We start from the raw sequence: 16,008 nt of genomic DNA, 5'->3' as shown, positions 1-16,008 counted from the left end.
TTAAAACAACCCCTCAATCTCCCCATCCGCATTGACCTGGATGTCTTCCGCTGACGGGCGTTTGGGCAGGCCGGGCATGGTCATGATGTCGCCGCAGATGACCACGACGAACTCCGCCCCCGCCGACAAACGCACATCGCGCACGGGCACCACGTGATTGGAGGGCGCGCCCAAAAGGTCTGGGTCGGTGGAAAAGCTGTATTGGGTTTTGGCGATGCACACGGGCAAATCGCCAAAGCCGTCGTCTTGAAACATCTTGAATTTGGCGCGGATTTTTTTGTCCGCGATGACGCCTTGTGCACCGTACATCATGCGCGCGATGGTGCGGGTTTTGTCCCACAGCGGCATGTTGTCGGGATAGATGGTGCGAAACTCAGACGTATCCGACCCCGCCAACTCCGCAACACTTTTGGCTAAAGCCTCCGCCCCCGCGCCGCCGTCGGCGTGGTGGGTGCACGCGACCGCCCCGACGCTCAGCTCCGCACAGTGCTGGCGCAGCAGATCGATTTCGTCGTCCGCGTCCTCTGCAAACTGATTGAGCGCCACGACTAAGGGCACGCCAAAGTGTTGCAGGTTTTCCACGTGACGCGATAGGTTCTCAAAGCCTTTCAGCAAGGCCTCTTCATTGGGCTGGGCATACGCACCCTTTTTCGCGCCGCCTTGCATCTTCAGCGCGCGCAACGTCGCCACCAAGACCACGGCATCGGGACTGAGGTTTCCTTTGCGGCATTTGATGTCAAAAAACTTCTCTGCCCCTAAGTCCGCGCCAAAGCCGGCCTCCGTCACCACGAAGTCGGCACACTTCAGTGCCGTCTTGGTCGCCATCAAAGAATTGCACCCGTGCGCAATGTTGGCGAACGGGCCGCCGTGCACAAACGCAGGTGTGCCTTCCAAAGTTTGCACTAGGTTGGGCTTCAGCGCGTCTTTCAAAAGCGCCGTCATGGCCCCTTGGGCATTGATTTCGGACGCTCGCACAAAACGGCGCTGTTCCATATCCTGGCCGATGATGATGTTGCCGAGCCTGCGCTGTAAATCGGCCAAATCCGTCGCCAAACACAAGATCGCCATGATTTCCGACGCCGCCGTAATGTCAAAGCCACCTTCACGCGGGGCCCCGTTGGGCACACCGCCCAAACTGGTGACCATTTGGCGCAGCGAGCGGTCGTTCATGTCCACCGATCGCCGCCAACTGATGCGGCGGTTATCCAGCCCCAAGTCTTTACGCCAATACACCGCATTGTCGATCATTGCGGCCAGCAAGTTGTTGGCGGCCGCGATGGCGTGAAAATCCCCGGTGAAGTGCAGGTTGATGTCTTCCATGGGAATGACTTGGGCATAGCCGCCACCAGCCGCACCGCCCTTCATGCCAAAGCATGGACCAAGGCTGGGCTCGCGCAGGCAAATGGCTGTATTGTGGCCGAGCCTGGACAACGCATCGCCAAGCCCCACGGTGGTGGTGGTTTTCCCCTCCCCCGCAGGCGTTGGCGTGATGGCCGTGACCAACACCAAACGCCCGTCTTGTTGGCCGTTGGTCTGGGCAACCCAGTCCAAATCGATTTTGGCTTTGTCACGCCCATAGCGCAGCAATGCGTCATCGGGGATGGAAAGCTTGGCCGCGATATCTTCGATGGGCTTCGGCTGGGCTTTGCGGGCGATATCCAGGTCGTTCATGGCGCGTCCTTTTTCTCAGGCCTAACACCTCAAAATTAAACCGCGAATGAGCCCCAAGTGCAAACGACAAAGGCCGCCGGGATTTCCCCCAGCGGCCTTCAAATCGTTAGAAACGCGAAGCGTTATTTAAGCTTTGCGGCAGACGCGTGCGGCTTCACGCATCAAATCCAAGAAGCGCTGACGCACAACGGTGTCTTCGATTTGATAGAAGGTGCGCACCAATTCCAAAGTTTCGCGACGGTCCAGAATTTCAGCATCTGGAGCGTTCGCAGGAATCGCTTTGCCTTTTTTGGCACCTTTTTCTGCGTAAGCTTTGAGCTCGGTGCTCATTTCGTCGAAGAAATAAGAAATGGGAACACCCAGAATACGGCTGAACTCAAACAAGCGGCCAGAACCGATACGGTTGGCGCCACGTTCGTATTTTTGAATTTGCTGAAACGTCAAACCTACTTTTTGTCCCAGGTCTTTTTGGCTCATGCCCAAGAGACCGCGACGAGCACGAATACGACCTCCCACATGCGCATCAATGGGTGTCGGTCCATCTTTAGTTTTACGCGGAGCTGCTTTTTTGTTTGCGACTGCACTCATTTTTAAGAACCTTCCATGATTAACAAGTACCCTTTAACATTTGCAATCATAGGGGTGAATCCAACTGTTTGTCCTCAAAAAAATACGCCCCGTTCAAACCCTCAACAATTACAACCCTTTATTGCTTGAATTATCAGATTTTTCGACATGCATTTCCTGTAGATGATGCAACTAGATTGTAACATCGGAAGATTCTGCCCCCCTCAACTCCTTTCAAAACAAGCCAAAAGGCCCTTTTTCTCAAACAACAGAACCAACCGCTTGGACTCCAAGCTAGAAAGCTGCATGATGGTGAAAAGGACGATATCACCCAAACGCAAACATACATATTTATGATCGAGCCTCCTAAACTCAATAGCGAGAAGTTGTCCAACGTGTTGGAACGCCATCCTACACGCCTAAAGCGAGAATTGGAGCTGAAGGAAAAGATTGCTACCATCGTCAAAGATCATCCAAACAAAAGTGTACGCGTCATCCGGCGGTGGCTGCGCGACGACCCAAATTGAGGGGGGAACCTGGTCTTGTTGCGATTGATTTCGGCACTTCTCAGTGTGTTTGTTCTGGCTTGCGCGACAACCTCTTTGGCCGCAGGGCCCACCAACACCTCCCAAACCCTTCAGCCCACAAAAACGGTTGAAGGGCGACTGAACACGCCTGGCACCCCGGGGGTGTACGTGATCCGCACAGGTCACGAGTGGCGTGAATTCACCCACAAAAGAAAATTGAGCTGGGATGCAGACATCGATTTCAACCGCGATATGATCATCGCTGTGTTTTTGGGCACGCACAATTCTGCCGGAACTCATGCGAAGATTTCTGAAATCCGGCGCACCGACTGGACGGTTGAGGTCACCTACATCGAAATCCCGCCCGATGTGCGCCAAATGCATGCTCAAGTTATCAACACCCCCTATGTGATCAGCATCATCCCCCGCACCGATGCCCCGGTGGTGTTCAGCCGGGGACACTTCTCTACACAAGAAGTTCCCTTCGACGAATACGACCGCATGATGCGCACGCTGAGCGAACAGGCTTATCAAGTCGAAGACCTCAAACGCAAAAACGACTGGGCCAACGGGCGCATTCAAGATTTAACCGGACTGTTGACCGCAACACCTTCACGCTGAGAAATTGAGCTGATGGATACGACCTCCCCTTCCCCGATTACAGACATTCGCGCCGAGCTGGACCAGCTGTTCGGTGAAAGGCTATCGGACAACAAAACCGTTTTAGAAACCCACGGCAAAGGCGAAGGCTCACATACAGCCGTTCAAGAACAGGTTGAAACGCTTAAATCCATTTCAGAAGACTTAGGCGCCTCACAATTTCAATGGGCCCAAAAGCCCGAAGAGCGCACCAAACTGTGGACCGCCCGCCACAACATGTATTACGCAGGCCTGCAGATCGTGCCCAACGCCACGTCACTCACCACCGATGTGTGTGTGCCGATTTCAAACTTGGCCGCCTGCATTCATCAAACGCAAGAGACCTTGTCCACAAGCTCCATCACAGGTTTGATCTTGGGCCACGTGGGTGACGGCAACTTCCACACCTTGTTGCTGTTCGACCCCGAAGACGGTGCCGCAGCCGATGAAGCACAAAACATCAATGCGACCATCGTCCGCCAGGCCTTAGCTTTGGGTGGGACGTGCACGGGCGAGCATGGCATCGGCATGGGCAAGACCAAATTCTTACAAGAAGAGCTGGGCCAAAACGCCGTCGATATGATGGTCGAGATCAAACGCGCGTTGGATCCCAACAACATTCTCAATCCCGGAAAAATCATCCCCAGTCAATAAGGGCCCAAAAAATATGAGCACACCACAAAACGGAATTTTTGTTGAAGGCCACCGCTATCTTCACGCGCTGGAATACGCTGTCAGCGGCTCCCTTTCGCCAACGACTTTAACCCGCGCCATCAACGCCGCCAAGAGAGCTGACGCCGAGGCTGTCTTTGCCTTCGGGCCACAGTTGTGGGCGCAAATGGGACGCGACCATATGCCGTCTGGCTTCACAGACTTTCAACCGCTAAACGGCCCCAAGGCTCAAGCCCCTGCCACCCAGCGCGACATTCTCGTTTGGGTCCATGCACCAGAACGCGATCAGGTCTTGGACGCTGTGCTCGCCATCGATGCCGTGTTGAGCGCTGAGGCCGCCCGCGAACTGGACGTGCCGGGCTTTGTCTATCACGACAGCCGCGATTTGACGGGCTTTGTGGACGGCAGCGCCAACCCCAAAGACGATGCGGCCAAACGCGAAGCCGCCCTGGTCCCCGAAGGTGAACCGGGCGCGGGCGGTGCCATCGTCTTTTCCCAAAAGTGGGCACACGATTTAGCGAAGTTCAATGCGCTGGAGGTAGGGGATCAAGAACGCGTCATCGGCCGCACCAAACCCGACAGCATCGAGCTCGAAGGCGACGCCCAACCCGAAGATTCCCACGTGTCGCGCACAGATTTAAAAGTGGGCGGCATCGCCCAAAAAATGTATCGCCGCAGCTTCCCCTACGGGACAGCCAGCGAACACGGTCTCTATTTCTTAGCCTTTTGCTGCGAGCAGTCCCGCTTTGACAACGTGCTCGCCAGCATGTGGGGCATGGACCACGGCGGCGTCACCGACCACCTTTTGAGCTTCTCAACCCCGCAGACGGGCAGCTACTGGTTTGCACCCAGTGAAGAAAGCTTAAAGGCTGTCTTGGTTTAAGGAATCCAGCTCTCGATATCGGCGGTGGTTTGTTCGCCGGTTTCCATGTCTTTGACTTCGTGTTTGGGCTGCTCAGCATTCGCTGGGAACCACACAAACGGGATGCCTTTGCGCGAGGCGTATTTCATTTGTGCCTTCAAGGATTTCGCTTCGTGATACATCTCGACCTTGTAGCCGCGGTCCCTGAGTTTCCGTGCCGTGTTGCCCAGTTCCGTGCGTGACGTTCCCGACAAGCACGCGACCATGATGTCGGTCGGGCACTTGGCGCCGATGTCGATGTGGCCTTCTTTGACCAGCTTGGAGAAAATGCGCGAGAAGCCGATGGAAATCCCAACGCCCGGCAATTTCTGACGCGAATACGAACCCACCAAGTTGTCGTACCGCCCGCCCGCACATACGGTGGGGAAGTCTGGGTAGTTCGCCAGTTTGCCTTCGTAAACCGTGCCGGTGTAGTAATCAAAGCCGCGCGCGATGGACATATCGGCGATCACCGTGCCTTTTTCCAGGTGAGCCAGTTCAAGCATCACAAACGTGAGCTCTTCAAGGCCCGCTTCCAACTGTTCGTTATCAATGCCAAAGGCACGGACTTGATCGGCGAAGCTGGTGTCGTCGGTTTTGATCTCAGCCAAATCGACGCACTTTTGCGCAACGTCTTCGGCGAGGCCCAATTCTTCAATCAAACCGTCAAGAACACCTTCGGGGCCGATTTTGTCCATTTTGTCGGCGATGCGAATGGCGTTCACCACGTCTTCGATGCCCAGGCCTTGGTATAAGCCTTGCAAGATTTTGCGGTTGTTGATGTGCAAGTGCACCGGCCCGACGTCCAAACGGCGCAAGACGTCCAAGGTCATTTCCGGAATTTCAGCATCGAAGTGCAACGAGACTTCGTCCATGTCGACGACGTCGATGTCGCACTGATAAAATTCACGCAGGCGGCCTTCTTGGGGGCGTTCGCCGCGCCAGCAGCGCTGCATCTGATAGCGTTTGAACGGGAACACCAAATCGCCGAAGTGCTGGGCCACATAACGCGCCATGGGCACGGTCAGGTCGTAGTGCAGGGCCAGACGGCCACCGTCTTCTTCGCCCGGCTCGGCGGCCAAGCGGCGCAGGCCGTAGATTTCTTTGTCTGCGTCGCCCCCTTTGGCAGCCAGAACTTCGACTTCTTCGACGGACGGGGTTTCGATGGAGCTAAACCCATAGCTTTCGAACGCATCGCGGATTTCATCCAGCCAGCGTTGCTCCACCAGACGCACTTCAGGCAGCCATTCCAGGAAGCCGGAAATGGGGCGCGGTTTGTAGATGCTTTTTTTATCGCCTTTGGAGCTCATAATGTTCGTCCATCTTTTGAAATTGAGGCGCTATTTGTAGCCCAAAGGGCGCGCCAATCAAGGGTTAATCGGCTTTGAGCCGGTGCAATGTGCCAATGAGCTTTCTCGCCCGGGCACTCAACGCAGGGATGGGGCTTTTTAAGGCTTCGTCCACCATCTGCAACGCTTCGTCCAAAAACATCTGATCGCGCACCGCCAAATCAACCAGCCCCTGGAGGGCGGAGGCCTTGACGATGCGGCTGTCGGCGCGGCGATACCAGCGACCGAAGACCTCTGCCAAGTCCGTCATTTCTTCAGCGTGCAAATCCAAGCGCGTGAGAATTTGCGCCAAATGCCAACGGATTTCGTTTTGGGTGGCGATTTCCGCCACCTCCAACAGGTGGTCTTTGTGCTTTGCCAACAAATCAGCATGCTGAACCGTGGACTTTTCCAGCGCATCCGCCGCACGCATGCGCACGGCTGGGTTGGAATGGGCCAGAAGGTCCACCAGTTCATCCACGTATTCGGATTTGCCCACGGCCAGACGAACGGCGTCCATCACACGGCCCGTGGTGCGGCGGTCTCCTTCCTTGAGCAAGCTCAGCATCTGTCCCATGTGCGTATTTTAGCACACTTCTGAGCGGGGGGATTAGCCCTTTGCGGCTGGTTTGTTCGCCATGATTTCTGCGTCCGTCAAACCGTCAAGCTCGTGGGGAAACACCAACCACTTGTCCGTTTCGTGCACATAGTAATCGGGCGTGATATCGACTTTGCGCTTGGTCGGTTTGTAGTACACCGTTGCGGTCTTTATCACGCTGGGCGTGTTGGCCCGTGACAGCTTGTGAATGGTCTTAATCACCGCATCGATGCTGCGTCCACTGTCAAACACATCGTCGATGATCAGCATGCTGTCTTCGGCATTGGCGTTTTCGATGATGTAGTGCAAACCGTGCACGCGGATGTCATCCGATTGCTGTTCGATGCCTGTGTACGAGGAGGTACGAATGGAGATGTGGTCCGACGGGGCACCGCGATATTCCAACAGCTCTTGCACCGCGATGCCCACCGGCGTGCCACCCCGCCAGATCCCGACGATGTAATCGGGCCGAAACCCATCGTCGAAAATCTGGTGGCCGAGCTTGAAGGAATCTTCCAAAAGCTCATTGGCAGAAATGAAGTACTTCTCTGTCATTTCCATTACCCAAAGATATAGTGCGCAGCACCAAGAGCAGCGACCAGCAAAACCGCCGGATTGGCGTCCGCCGTGCGGCCCGAAGCGATTTTGGCGATGGCGTAGACGATAAAGCCGATGGCGATGCCGTTGGCGATGGAGAACGTTAGCGGCATCAAAATCGCAGCCAGAACAGCCGGTGCGTATTCCGTCACATCATCCCAATCGATGTCCAAAACGTTGCGCATGAAGTGCGTGGCCACAAACACCAACGCCGCACCCGTCGCATAGGCCGGAATGCTTTTGGCCAGAGGCGCAAAGCCCAAGCACAGCAAGAAGAAGATCGCGACCACAATGGCCGTGAGCCCCGTGCGCCCGCCTTCTTTGATGCCCGCAGCGCTTTCGATATAGGACGTGGTGTTGGACGTGCCGAACAGCGCGCCGACGCAGGTGGCGACGGAATCACTGATCACGGCTTTGCCGATGTTTTCAATCTTGCCATCTTCACCGATTTTTCCGGCAATGTTGGCGACCGAGGTCAGTGTTCCGGCCGTGTCGAAAAAGTCGACAAACAGCAACGCAAAGACCACACCGATCATGCCTGCCGTTAGCGCGCCTGTGATGTCGAGCTTGAACATGGTGGGCTCAAGGCTTGGCACCGGACCGACAATGCCCGCCAGATCGGACGTTCCCGTGACCCAGCCGATGACAGACACAACAATGATGCCAATGACAATGCCGCCTGGAATCCGCAGACGATCCAACACCGTCATGATCACAAAGCCCAGCAAGAACAGCTGCACCGGATAACTGACAAAATCACCCAAGCCCACCAAGGTCGCATCGTTGGCCACAACAACCCCGGCGTTTTTCAAGCCGATAATCGCCAAGAACATGCCGATGCCCGCCCCAATGCCGAGCTTCAAGGATTTCGGAATTGAGTTGATCACCCATTCGCGCAACCCCGTCAGCGAAAGGATCAAGAACAGCACACCACTGACGAACACGGCGCCCAAAGCCACGGACCAAGTTTGTCCCATGCCCAGCACAATGCCGTAGGTGAAAAAGGCGTTGAGCCCCATGCCGGGCGCCAAGGCCACCGGCCAATTGGCCCAAGCCCCCATAATGGTGGTGCCGACGATGGCGGCAATGATGGTGGCGACAAAAACCGCCCCAAAATCAAGCCCGCCGTCGGACAAAATCGCCGGATTGACGACGATGATGTAAGCCATGGTCAAAAACGTGGCGAGACCCGCCAGGACTTCCGTGCGAATTGTGCTGCCCCTGGCGGTTACGCCAAAGTAGTCATCAAGCCATTGCATGTTCGGGGCGCTCCTTCCCTCAATGTCGAAATCTTTTCAGCCCGGATCCCCCCAGGACCACAACTCGGACTATGATGAAGGAAAAATTACGCCCGTATTCACGGCTTCGGTCAATCAAAAACCAAAAAAGCGGCTATTTACAGCCCTCAACAGAGGTCATATATAGTCTTGATGGATCAGAAAACGCCGCCAAAAGTTGGAATCATCTCGCTGGGTTGCCCCAAAGCCTTGGTCGATTCGGAACGCATCCTCACCAAGCTGGGGGCCGAAGGCTATGAAATCACGGAGGCTTACGAAGACGCCAACGTGGTTTTGGTCAACACCTGCGGCTTCATCGACAGTGCCCGCGAAGAAAGCCTGGAAGCCATCCGCGAAGCCATGGCCGAAAACGGGCGCGTGATTGTGACCGGGTGTTTGGGCAACAACGAAAACGCCATTCGCGAAGTCGCCCCCAATGTTTTGTCGGTCACCGGCCCACACCAATACGAACAGGTGGTCGAAGCCGTGCACGACGCCGTGCCGCCCCTGCACGATCCGTTTGTGGACTTGGTCGGGCCCGAAGGCATGAAGCTGACGCCGCGCCATTATTCCTATCTGAAAATTTCAGAAGGCTGCAATCACCACTGCAAATTCTGCATCATCCCCGACATCCGCGGGCCGCTCGTCAGCCGCCCGGTGGGCGACGTCCTGGCGGAAGCTGAACGTCTGGTTGACAGCGGCGTCAAAGAACTGCTGGTCATTTCCCAAGACACCAGCGCCTATGGCCTTGATCTGGGTTACGCCCAAAGCGATTGGCGCGGACGCGGTGTGACGGCGGACATGTTCAACTTGGCCGAAGCTTTGGGCGAATTGGGCGTGTGGGTGCGTTTGCACTACGTCTATCCCTATCCCAACGTGGACAACGTGATTGAGCTGATGGCGGACGGTAAAATCTTGCCGTATCTGGACATCCCCTTCCAACACGCAAGCCCCAACGTCTTAAAATCCATGGCCCGCCCGGCGCATGCGGAAAAAGTCTTAGAACGCATTGAGGACTGGCGCACCATCTGCCCCGACATCGCCATCCGTTCGACCTTCATCGTCGGCTACCCCGGCGAAACCGAGGAAGACGTCGAAACCCTGCTGGATTTCTTAGAAGACGCCCAGCTGGACCGGGTTGGGTGCTTCCAATACGAAAACGTCGAAGGTGCACAAGCCAACGACCTGCCCGATCACGTGGACGCGGACGACAAACTCAGCCGCTGGGAACGCGTGATGGAGCTCAGCCAAGAGATTTCGGAGCGCAAACTTTTGGATCGCCTCGGCCAGACCATGGAGGTCTTGATTGATGACATCACCGAAGACGGCGCGGTCGGACGCTCATACGCCGATAGCCCCGAGATTGACGGCCAAGTGTTTTTGGATGGCGCAACGGACCTCAAACCCGGCGACATGGTCGAAGCCACCATCACGAAATCGGGGGCGTATGATTTGTGGGCTGAAGTCACCCAAAAGCCCTAACGGCCATCAGGTCAGGTATTCTTTGAAAACAACATCCAGACGCGCTGGCGCACTTTTGGGCAGATGGTTGAGGCCATAGAATTTTGCCATGGCGTCGTAGAGCTTCGCCTTGTCTTCGCCGACTTCCGCCGCGACTTCAACCATGACCTCTGCCAATTCCGATGCCGGAATCTCGTCGAACCCACGGTTGGCGTATTCGCGCAGGACGACGCGCTTCATAGAAGGCAGCCACAACAGGGCTTGCGGGTTTTGCGTATTGGTGTCGAGTTCCATGAGGATCTTTTTGTCTTTGACACCCTTTTTCAACGCTATCATGAAGCGGCGCACCGCTTCCCCACTCAGTTTGCTCAAGCCGCCTTTTTTGGCGTACAGCGTGAACGCGCGCAGCGACAATGTCGGGCCTTCCATGGCGATGATCTCAACCAGACCTTGGATAATCTGGTCGGTCAAGTCGTCGGCCGGGTTCATGAGCTGGCGCGAAAGCGCCTGACGGCTTTCGGGTGTGGGCTTGCTCATGTAGGGCGTAAAGGGGGCGAGTTCCATGTTTGGGGCCTTGCAATGTTGCTAAAGATCTCTAAGCGGAATTACACTATCACATGTGCACAGATAGTAGCACCTTCGAGCATTCAATCCATGGTTTGACTGGGAAACGTCATGACGAAATCCGTATGTATTATTTTAGCACTCGCCCTTTTTGTCGTTTCTCCCATGGCCCACGCCGGTGAAACGACCATCGTCTCGACGACGGTTGAGGGCACGTTTGAGGACACCTCTTCTGCGGTGAAGGAAGCCATCATTGGCAAAGGCATCAACATTGCCCACGTCCTGCCCGCCAGCGATATGCTGAACCGAACCGGACCTGCTTTTGGCTATACGAAAGGCGTGTACGACAAAGCTGAGATTTACGAATTCTGCTCTGCCGCCATCTCACAAAAATTGGCCCGCATTGATCCCGCGAACATCGTTTTGTGCCCCTTCACCATCGGGGTTTACACCTTACCTGAGAACCCAGGTGAGGTTCACATCACCTATAAAATCCCCACGGGAAAACCAGGGTCCGAGCAAGCCGTCGAAGAAATCCAAGCCCTGATTTCTTCCATTGTCGAAGATGCCAGCTGGTAAGAATTGCCACGACAACGCCCCCCAACACAATCGCCATACATCATATAAACAGACATAGCGTATTTTAAGATCAATGCGTTAAGCTCCACGGACAGCAAACTTCAACAGATTTGCGCGAATCCAAGGGGGGAGGTATCGTTGCCTTTCGACTCTAGGATGTTGAGAAGCACATGCGAAAAATTGTCATTATTGTCATTGGATTAGCCCTCTCGAGCCTCGTCATGACGGCACACGCAGAGGACCTTCAAACCGGCCAAGCGGGCATATCAAAAATCCTTCAAGACTGTTTTCACTGCCATGGGGCAGGTGGCATCAGCAAAGAGCCAGGCTTCCCCACCATCGCAGGACAAAAGTCCGAATATCTGCGCCGTCAATTGCGCAATTTTAAGCACACCCTCCAAGGCGCATCCTCTCACCTGAAGAATGCCCAGTTCGCAAACCTGCGCGAAAAGTTCCCCGCACGCCGCGACCCCAAAATGTCTTTGGTTGCCGTTACGTTAAGCGATGACGACATCGGATTGCTGGTGGACAGCCTCACTCGGATGCCATGCCAACCTTCTGATCAGAGCAATCGCTCATCCAAGATAACTCAGGCAGAAGCACCCAAAATTGCATCGCGCTGTTTTGGTTGTCATGAAACAGACGGCGTCAGCGCAAGTGCTTACATCCCTAACTTGGCCAGACAGGATAAGACATACCTAAAGAAACAGATCAAACTGTTCCGCATGAGCGCCATGAACGACCAAATCCACGCGACCGAAGCTAAACGAACACACCCGATTATGCAAAATCAAACCTTTCAGCTGAACGAGCAAGACATCGATGATGTCACGACTTACTTTTCTTCCCTCAGCTGTCAGGGCAAGAACGCAGCGGTCCTCAAGCACTAGGGCCCGCGATTGAATTTGCAGAACGCTCAAATTAATCATATCATTTGAAAAGGGGAAGCACACAGCCGACTTTCAAACATTGTCGAGAGGGATCATGTTTGAGCTCATTACGCCTATGTCATACTGGGTTCTCACGATCCTTTGGTTCGTGATTTTGAGCATTTACCTCATTCGGTTGAGAAAAGTTCCCTCGACCAATAAGTTGCTTATTCTGCTATTGTTCATTCTGTCCATCGACGCCTTTCGCACCGTATTTGAAAGCGTCTACTTCGGATTGTTTTTCAACTCCTTATTTGGTCTTTTACCGGCCTCCATTCATGAGCTCCTGGGCCAGCCTGAACTGATCATTTTACCCAAAATGGTAAACGTGGCGGCGGGCATCCTTGTCCTCTTTATTCTCATCAGGCGCTGGATGCCTCTGGAGGCTCAAGAACGCGAGCAGTTAAAGCAACAACTGGTCGACCGCTCACAAGACGTTTGGTGACAACGCCATTCAGGTCTTTCAACAGTCTTTGCAAGCCATCTGGGATGAAGACGATGAATTTAAAGCTCAGGCCAATTTCAAAACCCTAGACGGCGCCTCCATTGACGCCATTATCACCTACCGAATTCCCAAAACCATTGAAGGGTTTCGCTCCATCCCTGTGTCGATAGTCGACATCACAGAAAAAGTACAAATCGAAAACCAGCTGTTCCAAGCCCAAAAGGTCGCCGCCATCGGTCAGCTGGCCAGTGGCATTGCCCACGACATCAACAACATGCTCATGCCTGTGCTTGGGCTTTCTGAAGTGATCCAAAAGGATTTAGAGCCAGGCAGCCGACAAGCCAAGCGGTTCGAGAAGGTCATCGAAGCCGCCGAGCGCGCCCGAGATGTCCTGCAACCCCTGGTCAGTTTCGCGCGCGAAGCCGAACCCAACCGCAAGCAGGTCAATGTTAAAGACATGATGGAGCGCATCCTAGACGTCGTCCGCCCGGCCCTGCCCTCTACGCTTCGCTTGGAATACAACTTTTCGAACATAAGCGCCGATGCCATGATTGATGAATCGGCTATGACTTCTGTCATGATGAATTTGGCGACAAATGCCCGCGACGCCATGATTGATGGAAAGGGAAAAATGTCGATTTCTCTGTCCGATGTTGATGGATCTGAGGTCTGCAACCCTATCTTTGATCTCAAAGCATCCGAACCCTATGCCAAGCTCACCGTTCAAGACCAAGGCGTCGGCATGAGCAAAACAACCGTTGATCACATCTTCGATCCGTTCTACACCACCAAAGAGGTCGGAGCGGGCGCACACTGACCCATGATTATCTGGAAGTGGCAAAAAAAGCCGGCGGGACCAAAGTCCTGCAAAAGCCCTTTAGCCTAAAAGATCTCGACAACTTGCTCAAAGAATTTTTGTAAGCGTTGTTCACATGAAAATCCAATAGCCGCCGCGCCATAAGACCGCTATATAGTGGCTAATATGACCTGCTCGTCGTTCGGATATCTGGAGTTTCCCTGTCATGACCCTCAAAGTCGCCGTCATCCCCGTGACCCCTCTTGAACAAAATTGCACCGTTATGTGGGACGAAGACACCATGGTTGGCGTCGTCATTGATCCCGGTGGGGATGTCGACGCGCTGAAAGACGCGGTGGAAGGCTTAGGCATCAAGATCGAAAAGATTTTGCTCACCCACGGGCACTTCGATCATGTGGGTGGTGCCATGAAGTTGGCGGAACACACCGAAGCGCCCATCATCGGCCCGCACCACGACGACGAATACCTCACCACAGCCGTGACCGAGCGCGGCCCCCAGTTCGGCATCACGGACGGGGAGAACATCTCCGGCAACGCCTGGCTTGCGGAAGGCGATCAAATCACGTTTGGTGCTGAGACGCTCGACGTGTACCACACCCCAGGCCATACACCGGGGCACATTATCTTCGTCCACAAGAACGAAAAAATCGCTCAAGTTGGTGATGTCTTATTTAAAGGCTCCATCGGCCGCACAGACTTTGATCGCTCCAACCACCAGGACTTGATTGCGTCCATTACCACCAAGCTTTGGCCGCTGGGGGACGACATCACGTTCATTCCCGGCCACGGTCCCGCAGGTACGTTCGGCGAAGAACGCGCGACCAACCCGTTCGTTGGAGACGATGTGGTCGGTTAAGCCGCAGCAAAAGCTATCAACACTTGCAATTCCGTAGTCCTTCCGCTTCTCTATCGAAGGTGGAGAGGAAGGGACACACATGGCGTCGCATCGCCCAAAACACCTGCAAGACCCATTTACGGCCAAGCACGCTCTTTTAGCGGTGCTGATCGTTCTCATGGGCTTTGCCCTTCGGTTGCAAAGTGCCGGCGGTGATTTGTGGCAAGACGAGATTTGGTCCCTGAACCTAGCCGCCACCATGTCCGCGTGGCACGAAGCCTTTTGGGCCGTCATCCACGACAACAATCACCCGCTGAACACCCTCTATCTTTACCTGGCGGGACCGGACCGCGAACCTTGGCAGTACCGCCTGTTGTCGGTCGTGGGCGGGACGCTATCCATCATCGCCGCCGGGTGGGCGGTTGCGCGTGGCGGCCCTGGACGGGTGTTAACGGCCATGTTGCTAGCCGCCGTTCTGTATCCCTTAGTCCATTTTGGATCAGAAGCCCGGGGCTACGGTCTGATGGTTCTGTTCAGCTTCATCGCCTTTGGCGCCGTCGATCGCGCCGAACATGAAACCAGCCCGTATCGCTGGCTGTTTGCCCTGGCCGTGGGGCTGGGGACCCTGTCGCATTTCGCCATTCTGCCCATCGTCTTTTTCATGACCGTCGCCTTCGGCTTGGGGCGCATGCAGGCAGGCAACGGCTTTTTTTTATCGCTGCACCAAACCCTGCGTTTCGGCGCACCGTCCGCAGGTGTCTTAGGCCTGATCTTCGGCTTGGTCATATACGGCATGAAACAAAAGGCCAGCGTCGATTGGTTCGGTGGACGGGCCTGGTTCTGTCCGGACCAGGGCTGCTTTATTGGGGCATGGGACAACATCGTCAGTTATTCCGCAGGCGGTTTCGGCACGGACATGGCCCGGCTGCATTCCGGACTTTTGCTGATCTTTATCGTCGGCGGTCTGTTGTGGTTGTTTATACGCGCGAACCCGCGCGTTTGGCTTTATCTGTCCCTATGGGGCGGGGTTTCCGCACTTTATTTAGCCCTCAACCAACCGGACGTTCCGTTCGCCCGTTACGTATTGCCGCAATTTGCGTTCATCTGCCTGTTTGGTGCGGATGTTGGGGCGGAACTGCGCCGGGCGTCCACACTGGCCAGTGCGGTGTTCGGCCTCATTCTCTTAACCTTCATCGGCGCAAACGCGTGGTCCGTCATTCAATTTCAAGACACACGGCGCGGGCTATATAGCCAAGCGAATGCGCTGATTTTGAACGCAGAGCCGTCCTCCACCGTGCGCATCGCGAGCGATCATCCCTACCGTGTCCAGATGGTTCTGGATTACCTCAACCGTCACGACCAAGACCATACATTCGAATATATCCGTTTCGACCACATCTCCACCGACGCGCCCAACTGGCTTGTTCGGGTCACCCGCACAGATGCGTCTCCCCGCCAATCCTATTGTTTAGACAGTTCCGACGGGCCGCCAAAGCATCTCTACCAGCTTTTAGGCGCGTTTGAGCCCTGGGGCATTGCCGGTGCCAAGTGGGATGTCTACCGACGCGTTCTTGCAGGAGAACCAAGCTGTCGTTAATCGC

Annotated in this window: 18 protein-coding genes; 11 read left to right on the top strand and 7 right to left on the bottom strand. The window is 55.0% G+C overall.

The genetic code is table 11. From position 1 onward, the window contains the following. Both V5T82_RS14905 and V5T82_RS14900 read right to left on the bottom strand, forming a co-directional pair. On the bottom strand, window positions 1-1,671 hold the full coding sequence (locus V5T82_RS14905) for a formate--tetrahydrofolate ligase (protein WP_332896457.1): 1,671 nt from the start codon (window positions 1,669-1,671) through the stop codon (window positions 1-3). 126 nt (window positions 1,672-1,797) lie between these two features. Continuing rightward, complete coding sequence (locus V5T82_RS14900; RefSeq protein ID WP_332896456.1) at window positions 1,798-2,259, bottom strand: helix-turn-helix domain-containing protein; 462 nt, start codon at window positions 2,257-2,259, stop codon at window positions 1,798-1,800. A 332-nt stretch (window positions 2,260-2,591) separates the two neighbouring features. Between V5T82_RS14900 and V5T82_RS14895 the strand changes: the two genes are divergently transcribed. Genes V5T82_RS14895 through V5T82_RS14880 form a run of 4 tightly spaced genes read left to right on the top strand, consistent with a single transcriptional unit; the run spans window position 2,592 to window position 4,959 of the window. Beyond that, entirely contained in the window at window positions 2,592-2,765 is a 174-nt protein-coding gene (locus tag V5T82_RS14895) for a hypothetical protein (protein ID WP_332896455.1), read from the top strand. Window positions 2,766-2,780: 15 nt separating this feature from the next. Next, window positions 2,781-3,386, top strand: coding sequence for a protease complex subunit PrcB family protein (locus V5T82_RS14890; protein WP_332896454.1), 606 nt, complete (start codon window positions 2,781-2,783; stop codon window positions 3,384-3,386). 12 nt (window positions 3,387-3,398) lie between these two features. Next, a complete protein-coding gene (locus V5T82_RS14885) occupies window positions 3,399-4,058 on the top strand; it encodes an FAD-binding oxidoreductase (protein WP_332896453.1) in 660 nt (219 codons plus the stop codon). Between the two features lie 13 nt (window positions 4,059-4,071). Beyond that, the gene (locus V5T82_RS14880) at window positions 4,072-4,959 is read left to right on the top strand and encodes a Dyp-type peroxidase (RefSeq protein WP_332896452.1); all 888 of its coding nucleotides are present in this window, start codon (window positions 4,072-4,074) and stop codon (window positions 4,957-4,959) included. Here V5T82_RS14880 and hisS read toward each other — a convergent pair. The 4 genes from hisS to V5T82_RS14860 all read right to left on the bottom strand — a co-directional run bounded on the left by hisS (window position 4,956) and on the right by V5T82_RS14860 (window position 8,759). Then, window positions 4,956-6,287: a histidine--tRNA ligase gene (hisS, locus tag V5T82_RS14875; protein ID WP_332896451.1), complete on the bottom strand. Its 1,332-nt coding sequence runs from the start codon at window positions 6,285-6,287 to the stop codon at window positions 4,956-4,958. The genes V5T82_RS14880 and hisS overlap by 4 nt on opposite strands. Before the next feature lie 64 nt (window positions 6,288-6,351). After that, window positions 6,352-6,873, bottom strand: a complete 522-nt coding sequence (locus tag V5T82_RS14870; protein ID WP_332896450.1) for a hypothetical protein — start codon at window positions 6,871-6,873, stop codon at window positions 6,352-6,354. A 42-nt stretch (window positions 6,874-6,915) separates the two neighbouring features. Further along, the gene (locus V5T82_RS14865; protein WP_332896449.1) at window positions 6,916-7,458 is read right to left on the bottom strand and encodes a phosphoribosyltransferase; all 543 of its coding nucleotides are present in this window, start codon (window positions 7,456-7,458) and stop codon (window positions 6,916-6,918) included. Window positions 7,459-7,463: 5 nt separating this feature from the next. After that, complete coding sequence (locus V5T82_RS14860) at window positions 7,464-8,759, bottom strand: NCS2 family permease (RefSeq protein WP_332896448.1); 1,296 nt, start codon at window positions 8,757-8,759, stop codon at window positions 7,464-7,466. Between the two features lie 171 nt (window positions 8,760-8,930). On the opposite strand from V5T82_RS14860, the gene rimO reads away from it, so the two are divergent. Continuing rightward, window positions 8,931-10,259 carry a 30S ribosomal protein S12 methylthiotransferase RimO gene (rimO, locus tag V5T82_RS14855; protein WP_332896447.1) on the top strand — a complete coding sequence of 443 codons (1,329 nt, stop codon included), beginning with the start codon at window positions 8,931-8,933 and terminating at the stop codon, window positions 10,257-10,259. A gap of 6 nt (window positions 10,260-10,265) precedes the next feature. Here the strand turns inward: rimO and V5T82_RS14850 are convergent, their stop codons facing one another. Further along, window positions 10,266-10,802, bottom strand: a complete 537-nt coding sequence (locus V5T82_RS14850; protein ID WP_332896446.1) for a hypothetical protein — start codon at window positions 10,800-10,802, stop codon at window positions 10,266-10,268. A gap of 111 nt (window positions 10,803-10,913) precedes the next feature. Here V5T82_RS14850 and V5T82_RS14845 point away from each other — a divergent pair, with 111 nt between their 5' ends. The 6 genes from V5T82_RS14845 to V5T82_RS14820 all read left to right on the top strand — a co-directional run bounded on the left by V5T82_RS14845 (window position 10,914) and on the right by V5T82_RS14820 (window position 16,004). Beyond that, window positions 10,914-11,381, top strand: a complete 468-nt coding sequence (locus V5T82_RS14845; protein ID WP_332896445.1) for a DUF302 domain-containing protein — start codon at window positions 10,914-10,916, stop codon at window positions 11,379-11,381. A gap of 221 nt (window positions 11,382-11,602) precedes the next feature. Beyond that, window positions 11,603-12,271 (top strand): c-type cytochrome, encoded by a 669-nt coding sequence (locus V5T82_RS14840; RefSeq protein ID WP_332896444.1) that lies wholly within the window; start codon window positions 11,603-11,605, stop codon window positions 12,269-12,271. Window positions 12,272-12,365: 94 nt separating this feature from the next. Then, a complete protein-coding gene (locus V5T82_RS14835) occupies window positions 12,366-12,755 on the top strand; it encodes a hypothetical protein (protein ID WP_332896443.1) in 390 nt (129 codons plus the stop codon). A 28-nt stretch (window positions 12,756-12,783) separates the two neighbouring features. After that, complete coding sequence (locus V5T82_RS14830) at window positions 12,784-13,572, top strand: two-component system sensor histidine kinase NtrB (RefSeq protein ID WP_332896442.1); 789 nt, start codon at window positions 12,784-12,786, stop codon at window positions 13,570-13,572. Between the two features lie 205 nt (window positions 13,573-13,777). Further along, the gene (locus V5T82_RS14825; protein WP_332896441.1) at window positions 13,778-14,428 is read left to right on the top strand and encodes an MBL fold metallo-hydrolase; all 651 of its coding nucleotides are present in this window, start codon (window positions 13,778-13,780) and stop codon (window positions 14,426-14,428) included. Window positions 14,429-14,507: 79 nt separating this feature from the next. Continuing rightward, window positions 14,508-16,004 carry a glycosyltransferase family protein gene (locus V5T82_RS14820; protein WP_332896440.1) on the top strand — a complete coding sequence of 499 codons (1,497 nt, stop codon included), beginning with the start codon at window positions 14,508-14,510 and terminating at the stop codon, window positions 16,002-16,004. Window positions 16,005-16,008: the final 4 nt, after the last annotated feature.

It is taken from the genome of Magnetovibrio sp. PR-2 (genome assembly GCF_036689815.1).
Taxonomy (GTDB): domain Bacteria; phylum Pseudomonadota; class Alphaproteobacteria; order Rhodospirillales; family Magnetovibrionaceae; genus Magnetovibrio.
The sequence above is the reverse complement of the archived record's forward strand: the minus strand, read 5'-3'. Positions and strand labels throughout refer to the sequence as shown.

Coding starts and splice junctions, on each gene's coding strand:
- V5T82_RS14905 (WP_332896457.1), bottom strand. CDS start 1,671: ATGAACGACCTGGATATCGCCCGCAAAGCCCAGCCGAAGCCCATCGAA.
- V5T82_RS14900 (WP_332896456.1), bottom strand. CDS start 2,259: ATGAGTGCAGTCGCAAACAAAAAAGCAGCTCCGCGTAAAACTAAAGAT.
- V5T82_RS14895 (WP_332896455.1), top strand. CDS start 2,592: ATGATCGAGCCTCCTAAACTCAATAGCGAGAAGTTGTCCAACGTGTTG.
- V5T82_RS14885 (WP_332896453.1), top strand. CDS start 3,399: ATGGATACGACCTCCCCTTCCCCGATTACAGACATTCGCGCCGAGCTG.
- V5T82_RS14880 (WP_332896452.1), top strand. CDS start 4,072: ATGAGCACACCACAAAACGGAATTTTTGTTGAAGGCCACCGCTATCTT.
- hisS (WP_332896451.1), bottom strand. CDS start 6,287: ATGAGCTCCAAAGGCGATAAAAAAAGCATCTACAAACCGCGCCCCATT.
- V5T82_RS14870 (WP_332896450.1), bottom strand. CDS start 6,873: ATGCTGAGCTTGCTCAAGGAAGGAGACCGCCGCACCACGGGCCGTGTG.
- V5T82_RS14865 (WP_332896449.1), bottom strand. CDS start 7,458: ATGACAGAGAAGTACTTCATTTCTGCCAATGAGCTTTTGGAAGATTCC.
- V5T82_RS14860 (WP_332896448.1), bottom strand. CDS start 8,759: ATGCAATGGCTTGATGACTACTTTGGCGTAACCGCCAGGGGCAGCACA.
- rimO (WP_332896447.1), top strand. CDS start 8,931: ATGGATCAGAAAACGCCGCCAAAAGTTGGAATCATCTCGCTGGGTTGC.
- V5T82_RS14850 (WP_332896446.1), bottom strand. CDS start 10,802: ATGGAACTCGCCCCCTTTACGCCCTACATGAGCAAGCCCACACCCGAA.
- V5T82_RS14845 (WP_332896445.1), top strand. CDS start 10,914: ATGACGAAATCCGTATGTATTATTTTAGCACTCGCCCTTTTTGTCGTT.
- V5T82_RS14840 (WP_332896444.1), top strand. CDS start 11,603: ATGACGGCACACGCAGAGGACCTTCAAACCGGCCAAGCGGGCATATCA.
- V5T82_RS14835 (WP_332896443.1), top strand. CDS start 12,366: ATGTTTGAGCTCATTACGCCTATGTCATACTGGGTTCTCACGATCCTT.
- V5T82_RS14825 (WP_332896441.1), top strand. CDS start 13,778: ATGACCCTCAAAGTCGCCGTCATCCCCGTGACCCCTCTTGAACAAAAT.
- V5T82_RS14820 (WP_332896440.1), top strand. CDS start 14,508: ATGGCGTCGCATCGCCCAAAACACCTGCAAGACCCATTTACGGCCAAG.